We start from the raw sequence: 15,567 nt of genomic DNA on the forward strand, positions 1-15,567 counted from the left end.
TCAGTAGGCCACCGCTCCTTCCGGCATCGGCTCGAACCGGGCATGCCTGCGGGTGAACGTCGCGGTGCCCGAGGTCAGGGAACGCAGGTCGATCGCATAGCGCAGCAACTCCACGGCCGGCACCTCGGCGCGGATGACCGTGCGGCCGCCTTCACCCGATTCGGTGCCGAGTACGCGGCCGCGCCGGGACGAGAGATCACCCAGCACGGTGCCGAGGTGCTCGTCCGGAAGCCGTACGGCCACCTCTTCGAGTGGTTCGAGCAACGCGATCTTGCCCGCCGCGGCGGCCTCCTTCAGAGCCAGCGCGCCCGCCGTCTGGAAAGCGGCGTCCGACGAGTCGACGCTGTGCGCCTTGCCGTCGACCAGGGTCACCCGGATGTCGATCAGCGGATGACCGTCGACGAGTCCTCGCTGCGCCTGCGCCCGGACTCCCTTCTCGACACTCGGGATGAACTGGTGCGGCACCGAACCGCCGACGACCTTGTCCACGAACTCGAAGCCCGACCCCCTCGGCAGCGGCTGGACCTCGATGTCGCAGACGGCGAACTGGCCGTGCCCGCCGGATTGCTTGACGTGCCGTCCGTGCCCGCGAGCCGGCCCGGCGAACGTCGAACGCAGGCTGATGCGGACGGGCTCGGTGCCCACGTCGGCGCCTCCCGCGCGCAGCCGCGACAGCACGACGTCGGCGTGCGCCTCGCCCATGCACCACAGCACGAGCTGGTTGGTCTCGGCGTTGCGGTCCAGCCGGAGCGTGGGGTCGCCCGCGACCAGCCGGGAGAGGTTGCGCGCCAACGTGTCCTCGTCGCTGCGGGTCTTCGCGATGACGGCGACCGGCAGCAACGGCTCCGGCATCGCCCACGGCTTCATGATCAGCGGGTCTTCCGGCGAGGAAACGGTGTCGCCGGTTTCCGCCGAGCCGACCTTCGTGAGCGCGCAGAGGTCGCCCGCGACGCAGTACGGGACTTCGCGCAGGTTCGCTCCGAGCGGGGAGTAGAGATGCGCGACCCGCTCGTCGGCGTCGTGATCCTCGTGGCCGCGTTCGGCGAGGCCGTGGCCCGAGACGTGCACCGGCCGTTCCGGGCGAAGTGTCCCGGAGAACACCCGCACCAGCGAGACCCTGCCGACGTAGGAGTCGACGGCGGTCCGGACCACCTCGGCCGCCAGCGGGCCGTCGGGGTCGGCGCGGAGCCCGGCGTGCGGCTCCCCGGTGGGCGAGGTGACCTCCGGCGGGACGTGCTCCAGCGGCGACGGGAAGGCACGCACGATCCCGTCGAGGACTTCGGCCAGCCCGACCCCGGTCGTCGCGCACACCGGGATCACCGGATGGAAGGAACCACGCGCGACGGCGGTTTCGAGGTCGGCGATCAGCGTGTCCTCGGGGATCTCCTCGCCGGAAAGGTACCGGTCCATCAGGGACTCGTCTTCGCTCTCGGCGATGACCCCTTCGATCAGCTCGTTGCGGGCCTCGGTCATCCGGCTGAGTTCGGCCTCGTTCGGCTCGCCGATTTCGGGCGGGAAGCCCTGTGAGTAGTCGAAATAGCGGCGCGTGATGAGCCCGACGAGCCCGTCGCGCGCGGGCAGGTACAGCGGGAGGACGCCGGCGCCGAAGGCCTCCTGACAGGCCGCGATCTCGCCTTCGGGGTCGGCGCGGTGATGGTCCAGCCGGGAGACGACCACCGCCCTCGGCATCCCGACCGCGGCGCACTCCTCCCAGACCGCGACCGTGGCCGCGTCGACGCCTTCCGCCGCGCAGACCACGAACAACGCCGCGTCGGCGGCGCGGAGCCCGGCCCGCAGTTCGCCGACGAAATCGGCGTACCCGGGGGTGTCGATGAGGTTGATCTTGTGGTCTTGGTGCAACACCGGCGCGACCGAAAGGCCGACCGACCGTTGCTGCCGGACCGCGGCGGGATCGTGATCGCACACCGTGGTCCCTTCCACCACCGAGCCTGCCCGCGTCACCGTGCCGGACGCGGCGAGCAAGGCCTCGGCGAGTGTCGTCTTGCCTGATCCCGAGGGGCCGACCAGGACGACGTTGCGGACCTTCGCCGGGTCGTCCACAGCGACGGCGGCCCCGGAGTCTCCGTTCTTGCTCTGTTTGTCGGCCATGCCGATCTCCTCACCACACGATGCCGCGTACAGGTGTGTCCTCGATCACACACCCGCGACGGGCGTCGCGGCAAGGCGACCGGCGAGGGACCCCCCGAATGTCGACGCGCCGTTATGCTCGATGGCGGACACCCGGAGGCGGATCCGACGGTGGGGGATGAGCGATGGAGCTCGACAGACGCACGGTGTTACGGCTGGCGGGGGCGGTCCCGATGATGGCGGCGGTGCCCGCCGCGATACCCGAGGGCGGTGGTCCGTGGGAGCGGCTCCGTGCCCGGTTGGCGGGGGAGCTGTTCCGGCCCGGCGACCCCGGCTACGACGAAAAGAGGCTCGGGTTCTTCAGCCTCTACGACCATCGGCTGCCCGCCGGTGTCGCGGTCTGCGCGAACGAGGACGACGTCCGCCGGTGCGTCGATTTCGCCGCCAGGCGGCGGATTCCGATCGCGGCCCGGTCGGGCGGGCACAGTTACGCCGGTCATTCCATAGTGGACGAAGGGCTTGTCGTCGACCTCTCCCGGCTGAACGCGGTCCGGATCCTGCCCGGTGGCCGGGCGGAGATCGGGGCGGGCGCGCAGCTCAGCCGGGTGTACGAGGCACTTGCGGCGGCGGGCCGCGCGCTGCCCGCCGGCAGCTGCCCTCAGGTCGGCATCGCCGGGCTGACCCTCGGCGGCGGGATCGGCGTCCTGGGCAGAAAGTATGGCCTGACCTGCGACAACGTCGAGTCCGTGCGCTTCGTCGGCGCGGACGGGAAGGCGTGCCTGGTGTCGGAGGAGACGGCGCCGGACCTGCTGTGGGCGTTGCGCGGCGGTGGCGGCGGCAACTTCGGCATCGTCACGTCGTTCACCTTCCGCACGGCGGCGGCCAGGACGCTGACGAACTTCAACCTGGTCTTCCCGCCCGCCGCGCTGGCGGCTCTCGTGGCGGCCTGGCAGGAGTGGCAGCCCGCGATGCCGGACGAGTTGTGGTCGGGGATGGGGCTCGGCGCCGCGGCCGCGAACTGCGGTGGGTGTTTCGTGGGCTCCGCCGCGCAGGTGAACCCGTTGCTGGACGATCTGGTCCGCCGCGTCGGCGTCCAGCCCCTCCAACGGGACGTGACCGAACAAGGCCACTTGGCCACGATGCGGACCTTCGCCCAGGAGTCCGCCTTCCCCGCCGCGGTCGCGCAGCGCGGGGAGTACGTGGCCACTTCGCGGATGCTGACCCATCCGGTGCCCGATCCGGCCGCGCTGGCGGGGTTGCTGGCGAGCGATCCGCATCTGTACTCGATCGTGGACGCCTACGGCGGCGCGATCGCGCGGGTGCCGTCGAGCGAGTCGTGCTTCCCGCACCGGTCCGCGCTGGGCAGCGTCCAGATCACCCGCGGCCTGGACGGCGGCGAGGCGTACGCGCGCCAGGTGATCGGCGGGGTCCGGGACGAACTCGGCCGCGAGTACGGGCAGGCCGGGTACATCAACTACATCGACCCGGAGATGCCTGAGTGGGCGAAGGCGTACTACGGCGAAAGCCTGCCGCGGCTGCGCCGAGTCGCGCGGAAGTACGACCCCGACGGCCTGTTCGCCTTCGAACAGGGCCTGGCCCGTTGACGCGTTTCGTCCTCTGGATGCGGTAGTTCGCTGTCGAACCACCGCATCCAGAGGACGAAACGCGGGGGAGAGGTGCGGGCCAGATCACCCAGTGGACTGCTGAAATCGCCGCGAACTGGCCTGCTTCAGAGGTCCAAAAGCGGCCTACTCTCGGAGGCGTCACCCTCACTCGTGTGCTTTCCGAAAGGTCCAGCAGTGTCTGACGACTCCACGAACACGGCCACCACCTCGCTCACCGGCACCGCCCGGGTCAAGCGCGGGATGGCGGAGATGCTCAAGGGCGGTGTGATCATGGACGTGGTCACCGCCGAGCAGGCGAAGATCGCCGAGGACGCCGGCGCCGTCGCGGTGATGGCGCTGGAGCGGGTCCCCGCGGACATCCGCGCGCAGGGCGGTGTCGCCCGGATGAGCGACCCGGACCTGATCGACGGCATCATCGAGGCCGTTTCGATCCCCGTCATGGCGAAGGCCCGTATCGGCCACTTCGTCGAGGCTCAGCTGCTCCAGTCGCTCGGCGTCGACTACATCGACGAGTCCGAGGTGCTGACCCCGGCCGACTACGAGAACCACATCGACAAGTGGGCCTTCACGGTGCCCTTCGTCTGTGGTGCCACCAACCTCGGCGAGGCGCTGCGCCGGATCAACGAGGGCGCGGCGATGATCCGGTCCAAGGGCGAGGCCGGCACCGGCGACGTCTCGAACGCGACCACGCACATGCGCAAGATCCGCGCGGAACTGCGCCGCCTCTCCTCGCTGCCCGAGGACGAGCTTTACGTTGCGGCGAAGGAACTCCAGGCGCCGTACGAGCTCGTCAAGGAGGTCGCCGCGAAGGGCAAGCTCCCCGTCGTGCTGTTCACCGCGGGCGGTATCGCGACCCCGGCCGACGCCGCGATGATGATGCAGCTCGGTGCCGAAGGCGTGTTCGTCGGCTCCGGCATCTTCAAATCCGGCAACCCGGCGCAGCGTGCCGAGGCGATCGTCAAGGCCACTACGTTCTACGACGACCCGGACGTCATCGCGAAGGTTTCGCGTGGCCTCGGGGAAGCGATGGTCGGAATCAACGTCGACGACGTGCCCGAGCCGCACCGGCTGTCCGAGCGCGGCTGGTAAGTCACACGATCTCGGGACGGCCCGGCGCTCCTCGAAGAGTGCCGGGCCGTCCCGCGTCCATCAGCGGGTGGGGCCGTTCCTCGTCAGCACGCTTCCCTGCGCCGCAGCGCTGAGCGTCGTGGTCCCGTCTTCGCCGATCACGTACAGGTCGCAGCGGCAAGTCGCCTGGCGCCGGCCGCTGTGCAGGACCCGCGCCTCCGCCACGAGCCGGATTCCCTGTGCCGGCCGCAGGTAGTCGATGCTGAAGCCGCCGGTGAGGACGTCCGGACCCAGTGTGGTCCCGGCCGCGAAGGTGATCGCGTTGTCCGCTGCATAGGCGAGCACGCCGCCGTGGAGATACCCGTTCTGTTGCAACAGATCTTCGCGGATGTCGAGTTCCAGGGTCGCGGCACCGTTCCCGAACGAGGCCACCCTGGCCCCGAGCAGAACGCTGAACGGTTGCGAGGCGAGGCCCCTCTGGGCGTCTTCGAGGGTCAGTTCGGTCATCAGGCCACCATCCTGCCATCGGACCACTTCTCCGGATCCGGGACCATCCGGACATGTCGCGCTATAAGGTCCGGGCATGAGCCAGACGATCCCGTTCACCGACTTCAACTTCAAGCTCGCGGTGGTCCAAGAGCTGATGTACAACCAGGAACTCCTCCCGAAGTTCGACCTGCGGGAGTACGCCGCCGAGAAGGGCTTCACCTACGACGCCGGGAGCGTCGAAGCGGTCCCCGAGGCGTCGGCCTACTTCGAGGCGCTCGAGGTCCCCGCCGAGCTCGCGGAGAAGATCACCGAGATCGAGATGGACGGCGGCAACGAGATCTACCTCGAGATCGCGCCGAACTGGGATGGCGAGGACTCGCTGTTCGACGTCGACGAGTTCGCCGACGTCGAACATTTTCCCAACCTGAAGTCGATGACCTTGCTCTTCACGGGTAACGAAGAGGCGCTGGAGTCGTTGCGCGCCCGCGGTATCGAGGCGGACTGGCTCTGATCGGCGACCTGCGGGGCTAAGCGGAGGAACCGCCGTCCCTTTTCGACTGCTTAGGCATCGGGAAGCGGTGCGCGGGACCTTGATCCCGGCGTGCGGAGGGCACGCCGGGATCAAGGAGGAGAAATGCGCACTCTTCGGTTCGTTTCCGCCGCTCTGGGGGTCGCCGCGATCGCGACGGCACTCGCCGCGGCGCCGGCTTCGGCCGCGACGGACGGGGCGGCCACGCTGCGCGCCGCCGGCATCGACACGGCGAAGCTCGCTCCCGGGTGGAAGGTCACCGGGGACCAGATCGTCTGGAACGGTGGGGAGACCACGCTGTCGTTGTCGCCCAGCGCGGCCAGCAACTGCCAAGCGAACTACGTGTGCCTGTACGAGCATCGCGACTTCGGCGGACGGCGGCTGCAGTTCCGGGACCCGGGGCTGAAGAATCTGGTCGACTACGGATTCAACGACCAGATGTCGTCCTGGCACAACCGACGCTCCGTCGACGCCCGCTGGTACTACAACATCGGCAGCGGGACCAGTCGCTGCATGCAGGCCAACTCGCAGTCGTCGTACGTCGGGAACGCCGACAACGACCAGGCGAGTTCGTTGAGAATTTACACGTCGGCCAGCGCCTGCTGAACGAAGTGTTCCTTCGAATGCCGGACGCCGACCCCGGATATTTCTGAGACTCTCGACTGGGGTGTCTCGTTTTACCGGGGGAGAAATCGGTGAAGGAAAAGAGTTTCTATTTCTATCGCCTGTTCGGTGAACCCGCGGCCGAGTGGCAGGGCACGGACCTGCCACTCGGTCCGCCGCAGGCGCGCCGGGTGTTCGCGCTCCTGCTGATCGAGGCGGGCCGCCCGGTGCCGTCGGACCGGATCATCGACGAGCTGTGGGGCGAAACGCCGCCGGTCTCGGCGAAAGTCCAGATCCAGGGGCTCATTTCGGGCCTGCGCCGCGCCTTGCGCTCGCCACGGGGCGACCAGCCGATCCTGACCAGGGGAGCGGCGTATCAGCTCGACGCGCGGCCGGAGGACACCGACGCCGGCCGGTTCAGCTGCCTCGCCGCGCGGGGCCGCGAACTGCTGGCCCGCGACCGCCATCGTGAGGCGGCCCGCCACTTCCGGGACGCGCTCGAACTCCTGCGGGGACCGGTACTGGCCGGGATCCCGGCCGCGGCGGAGGTCGTCGCGCGCTGGGAGGAGGAACGGCTTTCGCTGTTGGAGGACAAGGCCGAGGCCGAACTCGGGCTCGGCGAGCACGACCGGCTGGTGCCCGAACTCCGCGACCTGCTCACGGCCGCCCCGTTCCGGGAGCGGGTCTGCGGGCTGTTGATGACCGCGCTCGCCAGGGCAGGCCGCGTGGCGGAGGCACTCGACGTCTACGCCGGATGGCGACGCAGGCTGGTCGACGAACTCGGCGTCGAGCCGTCGCCGTCGATCCGCTCCCTGCAATGCGAGATCCTGAGCGACGGCCAAGGCATGACGGCGCGCGAGTATCCCGCGTACCAGGAACCCGCCGTGCCGAGCCAGCTGCCGCCGGGTATCCCGGACTTCGTCGGCAGGGACGCGCTGATCGCGGATCTGCTCGCGGAACTGCGCCGGGACGACGGCCGCGACACCCCGCCCGTGGTCCTGTTGACCGGCGCCGGCGGGATCGGGAAGTCCTCACTCGCGATCAGGCTCGCGCATCAGGTCGCCGACGACTATCCCGACGGCAGGCTGTTCGCGGCCCTGCGCGGGACCACGGACGAGCCCAGGACCCCGGAGGCCGTGCTCACCGGATTCCTGCGCGCGTTCGGCGTTCCTGCCGACGGGATCCCGGCGGACGTCGACGACCGCGCCTGCCTCTTCCGCAGCCTGGTCCACGATCGCCGCGTGCTGCTCGTCCTCGACGACGCCGCCGGTGAGGCCCAGCTGCGGCCGTTGCTGCCCGCCGGTGGTGGCTGCGCGGTGGTCGTCACGAGCCGGTTCGTGCTGGCCGGGCTCGAACTCGGCAGGCAGGTCCCCGTCGACGTCCTTTCATCGGCAGACGCGGAAGCCCTTCTCGCCAAGCTCACCGAGACCGACGAAGATCCCGTTGCCGCCCAACAGGTTCTCGAACACTGCGGCGGGCTCCCGCTGGCGTTGCGGATCGTCGGCAGCCGGATCGGCGACCGCACGGGCTGGCGGCTCGCCGACGTCGCGGGGGAGCTGTCGGTCGAACGGCGGCGGCTGGATTGGCTGTGCGCGGGGGATCTCGCCGTCCGAGGCAGCCTGTCCCGCGGGTACCGGCAGCTGGAGCCGGACCGGCAGCGGCTGTTCCGCAGGCTGGGTTTGCTGCCCCCGGCCGATTTCCCCGCCTGGGCGGCGGCGCTCGCCGACGACGGAGAGCCCGAAACGACGTCTCGCGCGCTGGAAGACCTGCGGCATCGGAACATGGTCCAGCCCGCCCCGCGTGCCACCGGCGCTCCTCGTTACCGGGTCCATGATCTCTTGCGCGCGTTCGCGGTCGAGGAGGTCGCCGTCGAACCGGAACAGGTCCGCGCGGACGCGACCGAGCGAGTGCTCGGAGGCTGGCTGTGGCTCGCGGAGAAGGCCGCGGACCGGTTGTCCCGCAGCGTGTTGCGGCCGGAGCCCGGCAGCGCGGCCCGGACCTCGCTCGACGAAGGACTGGTGGCCGAACCGCTGTCCTGGTTCCGGGACGAGGTCCCCGCGCTGGAGGCCGCGGTCTCGCACGCGGCGGACGCCGGGCTCGGTGAGCTCGCCTGGGAACTCGCCGTCGTGGCCGCGTCGTACTTCGACCACAGTGGACTGTACGCGGAATGGTCGCGGTGCCACCGATGCGCGCTGACCGCGGCGCGGGCGTCGGGATGCGCGCGAGGGGAAGCCGCCTTGCTGCGGGGAATCGGCCAGATCCACCTGTACCGGGACGATTTCCGGTCGGCGCGCGAGGCGCTCACCGAGTCTTGCCGGATCAGCGACCGGATCGGCGACCGGGCGGGGCGGGCCAGAGCGCTGACCGGGCTGTGCGTGCTCGCGCGGGTGGCCGGGCGGCCCGAGACTTCGCGCGCGACGGGGAGGCGGGCGCTGGCCCTCTTCCGCGAGATCGGCGACGTCCTCGGGATGGCGCACACGCACACCTCGTACGCCGTCGCGAGCACCGATCTCGGCCTGCTCGACGAGGCCGAAGCGGAACTGGACGAGGCCGGGCGGCTTTGCGCCGAGCTGAACGACCCGCATCGCACGGCGCTCGTCCTGCGCAGGCGGGGAGAACTGCACGTGCGGCGCGGCGACCGGCGGGGCGCGATGTCGTGCCTGTGCCGCGCGCTCGAACTGCTCGACTCGCTTTCCGACGAGATCTGCGCCTCGCGGGTCCGGCTGGATCTCGCGCGAATCCGTGCGAGATCCAGCGACCGGCCGCCGTCGGGGAAGATCTTGATCAGGACCTAGACCAGCGTCCGGTCGGCAGCGCGGGAACCCGGTGCCCGCGGTGACCGGTCATCTCCTCGTTCGCGAACAGCGCGTTGAGCACCGCCTCCTCGGTCGCCTGCACGACGGCCTCGAAGAAGGGATCGAGCCTGCCCCACGGGACGAACCGCATGCTTTCGTGCTCGGCCTCGTCCGTACGCGGGAACCGGCTGGTGAGCGCTCCCGGATTCGCCGTGCTGAACGCCAGGAAGAGGTCGCCGGAAAAGTGCGAACCCGCGGTTCCCGTGCGGGCGAGGCCGAGCGGGACCCGGCGGGCGAGCGATGTGCACTGGCCGGGCAATAGGGGAGCGTCGGTGCCGATGATCACGATCACCGACCCGGCACCGGACGGCGCCGTCCAGGCCTCCTCCATCGGGTTGTCGGCGCCGAGTTCGGCTCCGACGTGCTCACCCGCGACGGTGAGCTCGCGACGTGAGCCGAAGTTGGCCTGTACCAACGCTCCCACGGTGTACTCGTCGTCCCCATAGGACACGATGCGGGAGGCCGTACCGGTGCCGCCCTTGAAGCCGTAACAGGTCATCCCGGTGCCGCCGCCGACGGAGCCCTCACCGACCGGGCCCGGCCGCGCGGCGTCGATCGCGGCGATGGCGTGTCCACTGTGGATGGTCGGCGCGGTGCTGTCGTTCAGGTAGCCGTCCCAGGTCTCGGCGACCACCGGCAGCAGCCATTCCGCGGCCACGTCGGGCCGCTCGCGGACGACCCAGTCGATCGTGCCGCGGTGGCACGCGCCGACGGCGTGCGTCGAGGTGATCAGCACCGGCAGGGTCAGCGACCCGGTCTCGGCCAGCCACGCGGTGCCGGTCATCTCGCCGTTGCCGTTGAGGGCGTACGTCCCGGCCGCGCACGGCACGGCGAAGTCCTCGCGTCCGCGGGGCAGGACGGCGGTGACGCCGGTGCGCACCGACTCGCCCTCGACGAGGGTCGTGAAACCGATCTCGACACCGGGGACGTCGGTGAGCGCGTTGTGCTCGCCGGTCCGGCCGGGCAGCGGGACACCCAGGTCGCGGGCGCGGGTCATGGACGGTCCTCCAAGGGGTTCGACGTGGCAGTGCGGGCATAGGAGAGCAACATCGCTTCGGCGGTGGCGGTTTCCATCGTCGGCACGGCCTGGGTGAGGTGCAGGCCGTAGCCGTCTTCCAGTGCGACGAGGTTCCGCGCGATCGACACCGGCTCCGCGGTCAGGGTGAACTCGCCGGTGGCCGCGCCGGCTTCGAGGATGCCGGTGTAGATCCCGACCTGCTGCTCGTAGAGCGTGATGTGCCGGGCGGCGTACGCGGGATCGCGGCGGGCGATCGTGCCGAGTTCGTAGAGCAGCACGCAGAGTTCGTCGTCGGGACCGGTCGGCAGACCGCTGCGGATCATCGCCAGCAGCCGGTCGGACGGCTTCGTCTTCGCCCCCGCGGCCTGCTCCCTCGCCGAGCAGAACCGCGCCACCGCCTCGCGCTGCACCTCCTGGAGCAGATCGGCGAGGGTGGGGAAGTAGTACAGGACCGAACCCGGCGACAGGCCCGCGCCCTCGGCGACGTCCCTCAGCCGCAGGTTCAGTACGCCGCGGTCGAGGACGGCCTGTCTGGCCACCTCGATCAGTTCGGCCCGTCGCTCCGGTGCCTTGCTCGGTCTCGCCATCCCTTCATTCTTCGAATCTTGTTCGAAAAACGCAAGAGCTGCGCGCGATCAGCTCTTGACGTCACACCGTGGAGGGCCTTTGATGCGTGCTCAACAGTTCTTCGAAGGAGATTCAAGGAACCCACCTTGTAGGAGGTCGGCCGTGTCCACTCCCGCCCTGCGCCGCGGTCTGCGCACCCTCGGCACGCTGCTCATCACGCTCTCCGCGATCAGTCCCGCCTCGTCGGTCTTCATCATCGCGCCGGGGGTGATCTCCGGCGCCGGGACGGGCGCCTTCTACAGCTTCTTGGCCGCCGCGGTGGTCGGTGTGTTCATGGCCTTCGTCTACGCCGAACTCGCGTCGGCCTTCCCGCTGGCGGGCGGCGAGTACGCGATCGTCACCCGCACGCTCGGGCGCCTGCCCGGCTTCGCCGTACTCGGCCTCATGATCATCACGCAGGTGCTCATCGTCGCGGTGATCGCGCTCGGCGTCGGCACCTACCTCGGCGTGCTCCTGCCCGGTGTCCCAGGCTCGGTGATCGCCGCCGTGACCTGCGTGGTCGCGGCCGTCGTCGGGGTGTTCGACATCAAACTCAACGCCTGGGTCACCGGGATCTTCCTGGCGATCGAGATCCTCGCGCTGATCGTGGTCAGCGCGCTCGGCCTGCTGAACCCGGCGCGCTCGTTCACCGAACTGCTGGCCCATCCGGTCGCCTCGGACGGCGGCCCGGCCACGGTCGGCGCCATCGCGATCGCCACCTCGGTCGCGATCTTCGCCTACAACGGCTACGGCTCGGCGGTGTACTTCGGCGAGGAGACGCAGGACGCCTCGCGCGGCATAGCCCGCGCGATCCTGATGGCCCTCGGCATCACGGTGCTCGCCGAACTGATCCCGGTGACCGCGGTCCTGCTCGGCGCGCCCGATCTGAACGCGCTGTTCACCTCGGAGAACATGCTGTCCCACTTCATCGGTTCGCGCGGCGGCGGCACCCTCGACACCGTGATCGGCCTGGCGGTGGCGCTCGCGATCGTCAACGCCGTGCTGGCGATCGTGCTGATCAGTTCACGGATGCTGTTCAGCAGCGGCCGCGACCGCGCGTGGCCGTCGCCGGTCAACCGGGCGCTCGCCGCGGTGCACCCGAAGTTCGGGACGCCGTGGGTCGCCACCGTCGGCACCGGGCTGGTGGCCGCGCTGCTCTGCTTCGTCGACCCGAAACTGCTGCTGGTGGTGACCAGTACGTCGATCGTGGCCGTCTACGCGGCGCTCTGTCTCGGCGCGATCGTCGGAAGGCGCACCGGCGCCACCGCGCACGCGAAGTACCGGATGCCGTGGTTCCCGGTCGCGCCGGTGCTGGCGCTGGGCGTCCTGGTGTTCGTGGTCTACCAGAACGTGCTCGACCCGGCGGTCGGACGGCCGAGCCTGATCGTCACCGCCTGCGTCGCCCTGCTGTCGATCGCGTACTACGTCCTGGTGCTGCGGCGGAAGGGCGGCTGGAAGCTCGCCGACGTCACCGAGGAGAAGGCGGAGGAGCCGGCCTGATCAGGTGTACTCGGCGATCTCCACGCCGTACGTGCCCGGTTCGAGCGCCTCGAAGATATGCGGCACGTCGCCGGGGTAGCAGATGTAGTCGCCGGGCAGCAGTTCGATCGGCTCGTCCAGCGGCCCGACCTTGGCGCGGCCCGCGCTGAGGACGATGTGCTCGACGATGCCGCTCATATGTGGATCCGAGAGCCGCGGTTTCCCGGGCTCGGCGCGAATCAGGTACACGTCGCGCCGGGCGCCGGGAGGGCAGGAGCTGAGCAGCGTGCACGCGTAATCGGCGTGTTCGGCGAACACCGTCGGGCCGCTGCCCGAGCGGATGACCTGCACGCGTGGGCGCTCCGGCTCGACCACCCGCGAGAACGGGACGTCGAGCGCGACGCACAACGCCCAGATCGTCTCGACGCTCGGATTCCCGGTGCCGGACTCCAGCTGCGAGAGCGTGGATTTCGCGATGCCCGCGCGTTTGGCGACCTCGGTGAGGGACAGCCCGGTGCGGGCACGTTCCCGGCGCAGGGACATGGCGATGACGTCCAGTGGGGCACCGTCGGACGCGGTCGGGGACATGCGTTCGCTCCATCGGTCGTTGCGTTCGCCTTGACGAACACGGCTGCGTTCGTTCATTGTATGACGCTATGCGTTCGATATGGCGAACAACCACTCGTGTCCTGGGGCGCGATCTTCTCCGTGACATCGGGCTGGTCTGCCTCGCCGACACCATTGTCGGCATCTCCTACGGCGCCATCGCGGTGGGCTCCGGCTTCCCGATCTGGGCGCCGATGCTGCTCTCGGTGCTGGTCTTCGCCGGTGCCTCGCAGTTCATGTTCGTCGGCATTATCGCCGCGGGCGGCAGCCCGGTCGCGGCCGTCGCGGCGGGTCTGCTGGCCAACGCGCGGCATCTGCCCTTCGGCTTCGCGATCGGCGACGTCCTCGGGAAACGGTGGTCGTCGAGGGTGGTCGGCAGCCACCTGATGATCGACGAATCCGTCGCGTTCGCGCTGGCCCAGCGCGACGAAGAGCGGCGCAAGGCGGCGTACTGGGTGTGCGGGATCGGGCTGTTCGTCTGCTGGAACGTCGGCGTCCTCGCCGGGGCCTACGCCGGGACGGCGATCAGCGACACCGACGCGTTCGGGCTCGACGCGGCCTTCCCGGCGGTCCTGCTCGCGCTGGTCCTGCCGTCGCTGCGCGACCGCGCCGCCCGGCTGCCGGTGCTCGTCGGCGTCGCCGTCGCGCTGGCCACGACGCCGTTCCTGCCCGCCGGGCTGCCGGTGCTGCTCGCGCTGGTCGGCGTGCTGGCCGGGGTGGCCGCCAAGGAACCCGCCGAACGCGAACCCGAGGGAGTGCACTGATGGATCCGCTGGAACTGATCATCGCCGGCGGTGTGCTCGCCGCCGGGACCTTCGCCTTCCGGTTCGCCGGGCCGGTGCTGAAGGCACGGTTCACCGTCTCGCCCAAGGCCGAGAAGCTGATGGCGCGCTCGGCCGTCGTCCTGCTGGCCGCCCTCGTCGCGGTCGCCGCGCTCACCGAGGGACACGAGTTCGCCGGCTACGCCCGGCCCGCCGGAGTGCTGGTCGGCGGCGTGCTCGCCTGGTGCAAGGCGCCGTTCGCGCTGGTCGTCGTCGCGGCGGCCGCGACCGCGGCCCTGCTGCGGCTGGCCGGGGTCCCCTGACCTGGCCCTTCCCCGAGGCGCCTAAGCTAAGGGGAAGGTCTTTCGGGAGGTCGGGTGGCGATCGCGACGGGGGCACGGCCGGTGGTCGGCGTGCTCGCACTGCAGGGCGACGTGCGGGAGCACGCCGCGATGGTGGAACGAGCGGGTGCGCGCGCACTGCCGGTCCGTCGCGCGAGCGAACTGTCCGAAGTGGACGGTCTGGTGCTGCCGGGTGGCGAGTCGACCACCATGTCGAGGCTCCTGGAGACCTTCGAACTGCTGGAACCGCTGCGCGAGCGCATCGCGGACGGGATGCCCGCGTTCGGCTCCTGTGCCGGGATGATCCTGCTCGCCCGCCAGGCCCTCGACGGACGGCCTGACCAGCGGCAACTCGGCGGACTCGACGTCGTCGTCCGGCGCAACGCGTTCGGACGGCAGGTGGACTCCTTCGAAGCCGACCTCGACTTCACCGGTATCGAAGGCGGCCCGGTGCACGCTGTGTTCATCCGCGCCCCGTGGGTCGAAAAAGCGGGCGACGGGGTCGAGGTACTCGCCAGTGTCCCCGAAATGCCGGGCTCCGAGGACGCGGCCGCTAGGATCGTCGCGGTCCGGCAGGGGGCGGTACTCGCCACGTCGTTCCACCCCGAACTCACCGGGGACGAACGCGTGCACAGGCTGTTCGTCGACCTCGTGCGGCAGGCTTAAGCAAAACCGACACTGTGCTCAGCGGCGGGCACAGGAGTAGATGGAGGAGAGATGAGCGGCCACTCCAAGTGGGCCACCACGAAGCACAAGAAGGCCAACCTGGACGCGAAGCGCGGCAAGCTCTTCGCCCGGTTGATCAAGAACATCGAGGTGGCGGCCCGGACCGGCGGTGGCGACCCGGACGGCAACCCGACGCTCTACGACGCCATCCAGAAGGCCAAGAAGAACTCGGTCCCGCAGGACAACATCGAGCGCGCCCGCAAACGCGGCGCCGGTGAAGAGGCCGGTGGCGCCGACTGGCAGACCATCACCTACGAAGGCTACGGCCCGAACGGTGTGGCCGTGCTGATCGAATGCCTCACCGACAACAAGAACCGCGCCGCCATGGAGGTGCGCACCGCGCTCACCCGGAACAACGGCTCGCTCGCCGACCCGGGCTCGGTCGCCTACATGTTCAACCGCAAGGGCGTCGTGATCATGCCCAAGGGTGACGCCGGCGAGGACGACGTCCTCATGGCCGTCCTCGACGCGGGCGCCGAAGAGGTCAACGACCTCGACGAGAACTTCGAGATCGTTTCGGAGGCCACCGACCTCGTCCCGGTCCGGAAAGCCTTGCAGGAAGCCGGTTTCGAGTACGAGTCCGCGGATCTCACGTTCCTGCCGTCGGTCAGCGTCCCGCTGGACGTCGAAGGCGCGAAGAAGGTCTTCAAGCTCATCGACGCGCTCGAGGATTGCGACGACGTGCAGAACGTTTACGCGAACTTCGACGTCTCCGACGAGGTCATGGCCGAGGTCGGCTGATCGATTTTCCCGCCATGCCGCGGAAAATCGGT

Annotated in this window: 15 protein-coding genes; 10 read left to right on the forward strand and 5 right to left on the reverse strand. The window is 69.9% G+C overall.

Annotated elements, in window-relative coordinates:
* Positions 1-2,109: an elongation factor G-like protein EF-G2 gene (locus ACSMFO_RS16655; RefSeq protein ID WP_038512475.1), complete on the reverse strand. Its 2,109-nt coding sequence runs from the start codon at positions 2,107-2,109 to the stop codon at positions 1-3.
* A gap of 164 nt (positions 2,110-2,273) precedes the next feature.
* Between ACSMFO_RS16655 and ACSMFO_RS16660 the strand changes: the two genes are divergently transcribed.
* Positions 2,274-3,692: an FAD-binding oxidoreductase gene (locus ACSMFO_RS16660; RefSeq protein WP_436459407.1), complete on the forward strand. Its 1,419-nt coding sequence runs from the start codon at positions 2,274-2,276 to the stop codon at positions 3,690-3,692.
* A 195-nt stretch (positions 3,693-3,887) separates the two neighbouring features.
* A complete protein-coding gene (gene pdxS, locus ACSMFO_RS16665) occupies positions 3,888-4,802 on the forward strand; it encodes a pyridoxal 5'-phosphate synthase lyase subunit PdxS (RefSeq protein WP_016334773.1) in 915 nt (304 codons plus the stop codon).
* A gap of 60 nt (positions 4,803-4,862) precedes the next feature.
* Here the strand turns inward: pdxS and ACSMFO_RS16670 are convergent, their stop codons facing one another.
* Positions 4,863-5,288, reverse strand: a complete 426-nt coding sequence (locus ACSMFO_RS16670) for a PaaI family thioesterase (protein ID WP_436459409.1) — start codon at positions 5,286-5,288, stop codon at positions 4,863-4,865.
* A 76-nt stretch (positions 5,289-5,364) separates the two neighbouring features.
* On the opposite strand from ACSMFO_RS16670, the gene ACSMFO_RS16675 reads away from it, so the two are divergent.
* The 3 genes from ACSMFO_RS16675 (at position 5,365) to ACSMFO_RS16685 (ending at position 9,197) form a co-directional block, all read left to right on the forward strand.
* Positions 5,365-5,781, forward strand: a complete 417-nt coding sequence (locus ACSMFO_RS16675) for a DUF6892 domain-containing protein (protein ID WP_436459411.1) — start codon at positions 5,365-5,367, stop codon at positions 5,779-5,781.
* A 123-nt stretch (positions 5,782-5,904) separates the two neighbouring features.
* Positions 5,905-6,405: a peptidase inhibitor family I36 protein gene (locus ACSMFO_RS16680; protein WP_436459413.1), complete on the forward strand. Its 501-nt coding sequence runs from the start codon at positions 5,905-5,907 to the stop codon at positions 6,403-6,405.
* Positions 6,406-6,494: 89 nt separating this feature from the next.
* Positions 6,495-9,197 carry a BTAD domain-containing putative transcriptional regulator gene (locus tag ACSMFO_RS16685; protein ID WP_436459414.1) on the forward strand — a complete coding sequence of 901 codons (2,703 nt, stop codon included), beginning with the start codon at positions 6,495-6,497 and terminating at the stop codon, positions 9,195-9,197.
* On the opposite strand, the gene ACSMFO_RS16690 is transcribed toward ACSMFO_RS16685, so the two are convergent.
* Together ACSMFO_RS16690 and ACSMFO_RS16695 are read right to left on the reverse strand one after the other, a co-directional pair.
* Positions 9,187-10,254, reverse strand: coding sequence for a P1 family peptidase (locus ACSMFO_RS16690; protein ID WP_436459415.1), 1,068 nt, complete (start codon positions 10,252-10,254; stop codon positions 9,187-9,189). The two genes, ACSMFO_RS16685 and ACSMFO_RS16690, sit on opposite strands and share 11 nt — an antisense overlap.
* On the reverse strand, positions 10,251-10,862 hold the full coding sequence (locus ACSMFO_RS16695; protein ID WP_436459416.1) for a TetR/AcrR family transcriptional regulator: 612 nt from the start codon (positions 10,860-10,862) through the stop codon (positions 10,251-10,253). Before ACSMFO_RS16695 ends, ACSMFO_RS16690 begins: the two co-directional genes overlap by 4 nt.
* A 142-nt stretch (positions 10,863-11,004) precedes the next feature.
* Here ACSMFO_RS16695 and ACSMFO_RS16700 point away from each other — a divergent pair, with 142 nt between their 5' ends.
* On the forward strand, positions 11,005-12,381 hold the full coding sequence (locus tag ACSMFO_RS16700) for an APC family permease (RefSeq protein ID WP_436459418.1): 1,377 nt from the start codon (positions 11,005-11,007) through the stop codon (positions 12,379-12,381).
* Here the strand turns inward: ACSMFO_RS16700 and ACSMFO_RS16705 are convergent, their stop codons facing one another.
* Positions 12,382-12,948, reverse strand: a complete 567-nt coding sequence (locus ACSMFO_RS16705) for a helix-turn-helix domain-containing protein (protein ID WP_037338954.1) — start codon at positions 12,946-12,948, stop codon at positions 12,382-12,384.
* Positions 12,949-13,016: 68 nt separating this feature from the next.
* Between ACSMFO_RS16705 and ACSMFO_RS16710 the strand changes: the two genes are divergently transcribed.
* From ACSMFO_RS16710 to ACSMFO_RS16725, 4 genes are read left to right on the forward strand one after another with little or no spacing between them, the layout of a single operon-like run.
* The gene (locus ACSMFO_RS16710; RefSeq protein ID WP_037338952.1) at positions 13,017-13,730 is read left to right on the forward strand and encodes an AzlC family ABC transporter permease; all 714 of its coding nucleotides are present in this window, start codon (positions 13,017-13,019) and stop codon (positions 13,728-13,730) included.
* Positions 13,730-14,050: an AzlD domain-containing protein gene (locus ACSMFO_RS16715; RefSeq protein WP_436459420.1), complete on the forward strand. Its 321-nt coding sequence runs from the start codon at positions 13,730-13,732 to the stop codon at positions 14,048-14,050. Before ACSMFO_RS16710 ends, ACSMFO_RS16715 begins: the two co-directional genes overlap by 1 nt.
* A 54-nt stretch (positions 14,051-14,104) precedes the next feature.
* Positions 14,105-14,734 (forward strand): pyridoxal 5'-phosphate synthase glutaminase subunit PdxT, encoded by a 630-nt coding sequence (gene pdxT / locus ACSMFO_RS16720; protein ID WP_038512501.1) that lies wholly within the window; start codon positions 14,105-14,107, stop codon positions 14,732-14,734.
* Between the two features lie 51 nt (positions 14,735-14,785).
* A complete protein-coding gene (locus tag ACSMFO_RS16725; protein WP_016334762.1) occupies positions 14,786-15,535 on the forward strand; it encodes a YebC/PmpR family DNA-binding transcriptional regulator in 750 nt (249 codons plus the stop codon).
* Positions 15,536-15,567 lie beyond the last annotated feature (32 nt).

Source organism: Amycolatopsis sp. w19, assembly GCF_051373225.1.
Lineage (GTDB): Bacteria > Actinomycetota > Actinomycetes > Mycobacteriales > Pseudonocardiaceae > Amycolatopsis > Amycolatopsis japonica.

Excerpts from the sequence above, each read along its gene's own strand:
- ACSMFO_RS16715 (WP_436459420.1), top strand. The coding sequence starts at position 13,730 with ATGGATCCGCTGGAACTGATCATCGCCGGCGGTGTGCTCGCCGCCGGG.
- ACSMFO_RS16660 (WP_436459407.1), top strand. The coding sequence starts at position 2,274 with ATGGAGCTCGACAGACGCACGGTGTTACGGCTGGCGGGGGCGGTCCCG.
- ACSMFO_RS16655 (WP_038512475.1), bottom strand. The coding sequence starts at position 2,109 with ATGGCCGACAAACAGAGCAAGAACGGAGACTCCGGGGCCGCCGTCGCT.
- ACSMFO_RS16710 (WP_037338952.1), top strand. The coding sequence starts at position 13,017 with ATGCGTTCGATATGGCGAACAACCACTCGTGTCCTGGGGCGCGATCTT.
- ACSMFO_RS16695 (WP_436459416.1), bottom strand. The coding sequence starts at position 10,862 with ATGGCGAGACCGAGCAAGGCACCGGAGCGACGGGCCGAACTGATCGAG.
- ACSMFO_RS16670 (WP_436459409.1), bottom strand. The coding sequence starts at position 5,288 with ATGACCGAACTGACCCTCGAAGACGCCCAGAGGGGCCTCGCCTCGCAA.
- ACSMFO_RS16725 (WP_016334762.1), top strand. The coding sequence starts at position 14,786 with ATGAGCGGCCACTCCAAGTGGGCCACCACGAAGCACAAGAAGGCCAAC.
- ACSMFO_RS16675 (WP_436459411.1), top strand. The coding sequence starts at position 5,365 with ATGAGCCAGACGATCCCGTTCACCGACTTCAACTTCAAGCTCGCGGTG.
- ACSMFO_RS16705 (WP_037338954.1), bottom strand. The coding sequence starts at position 12,948 with ATGTCCCCGACCGCGTCCGACGGTGCCCCACTGGACGTCATCGCCATG.
- ACSMFO_RS16690 (WP_436459415.1), bottom strand. The coding sequence starts at position 10,254 with ATGACCCGCGCCCGCGACCTGGGTGTCCCGCTGCCCGGCCGGACCGGC.
- ACSMFO_RS16680 (WP_436459413.1), top strand. The coding sequence starts at position 5,905 with ATGCGCACTCTTCGGTTCGTTTCCGCCGCTCTGGGGGTCGCCGCGATC.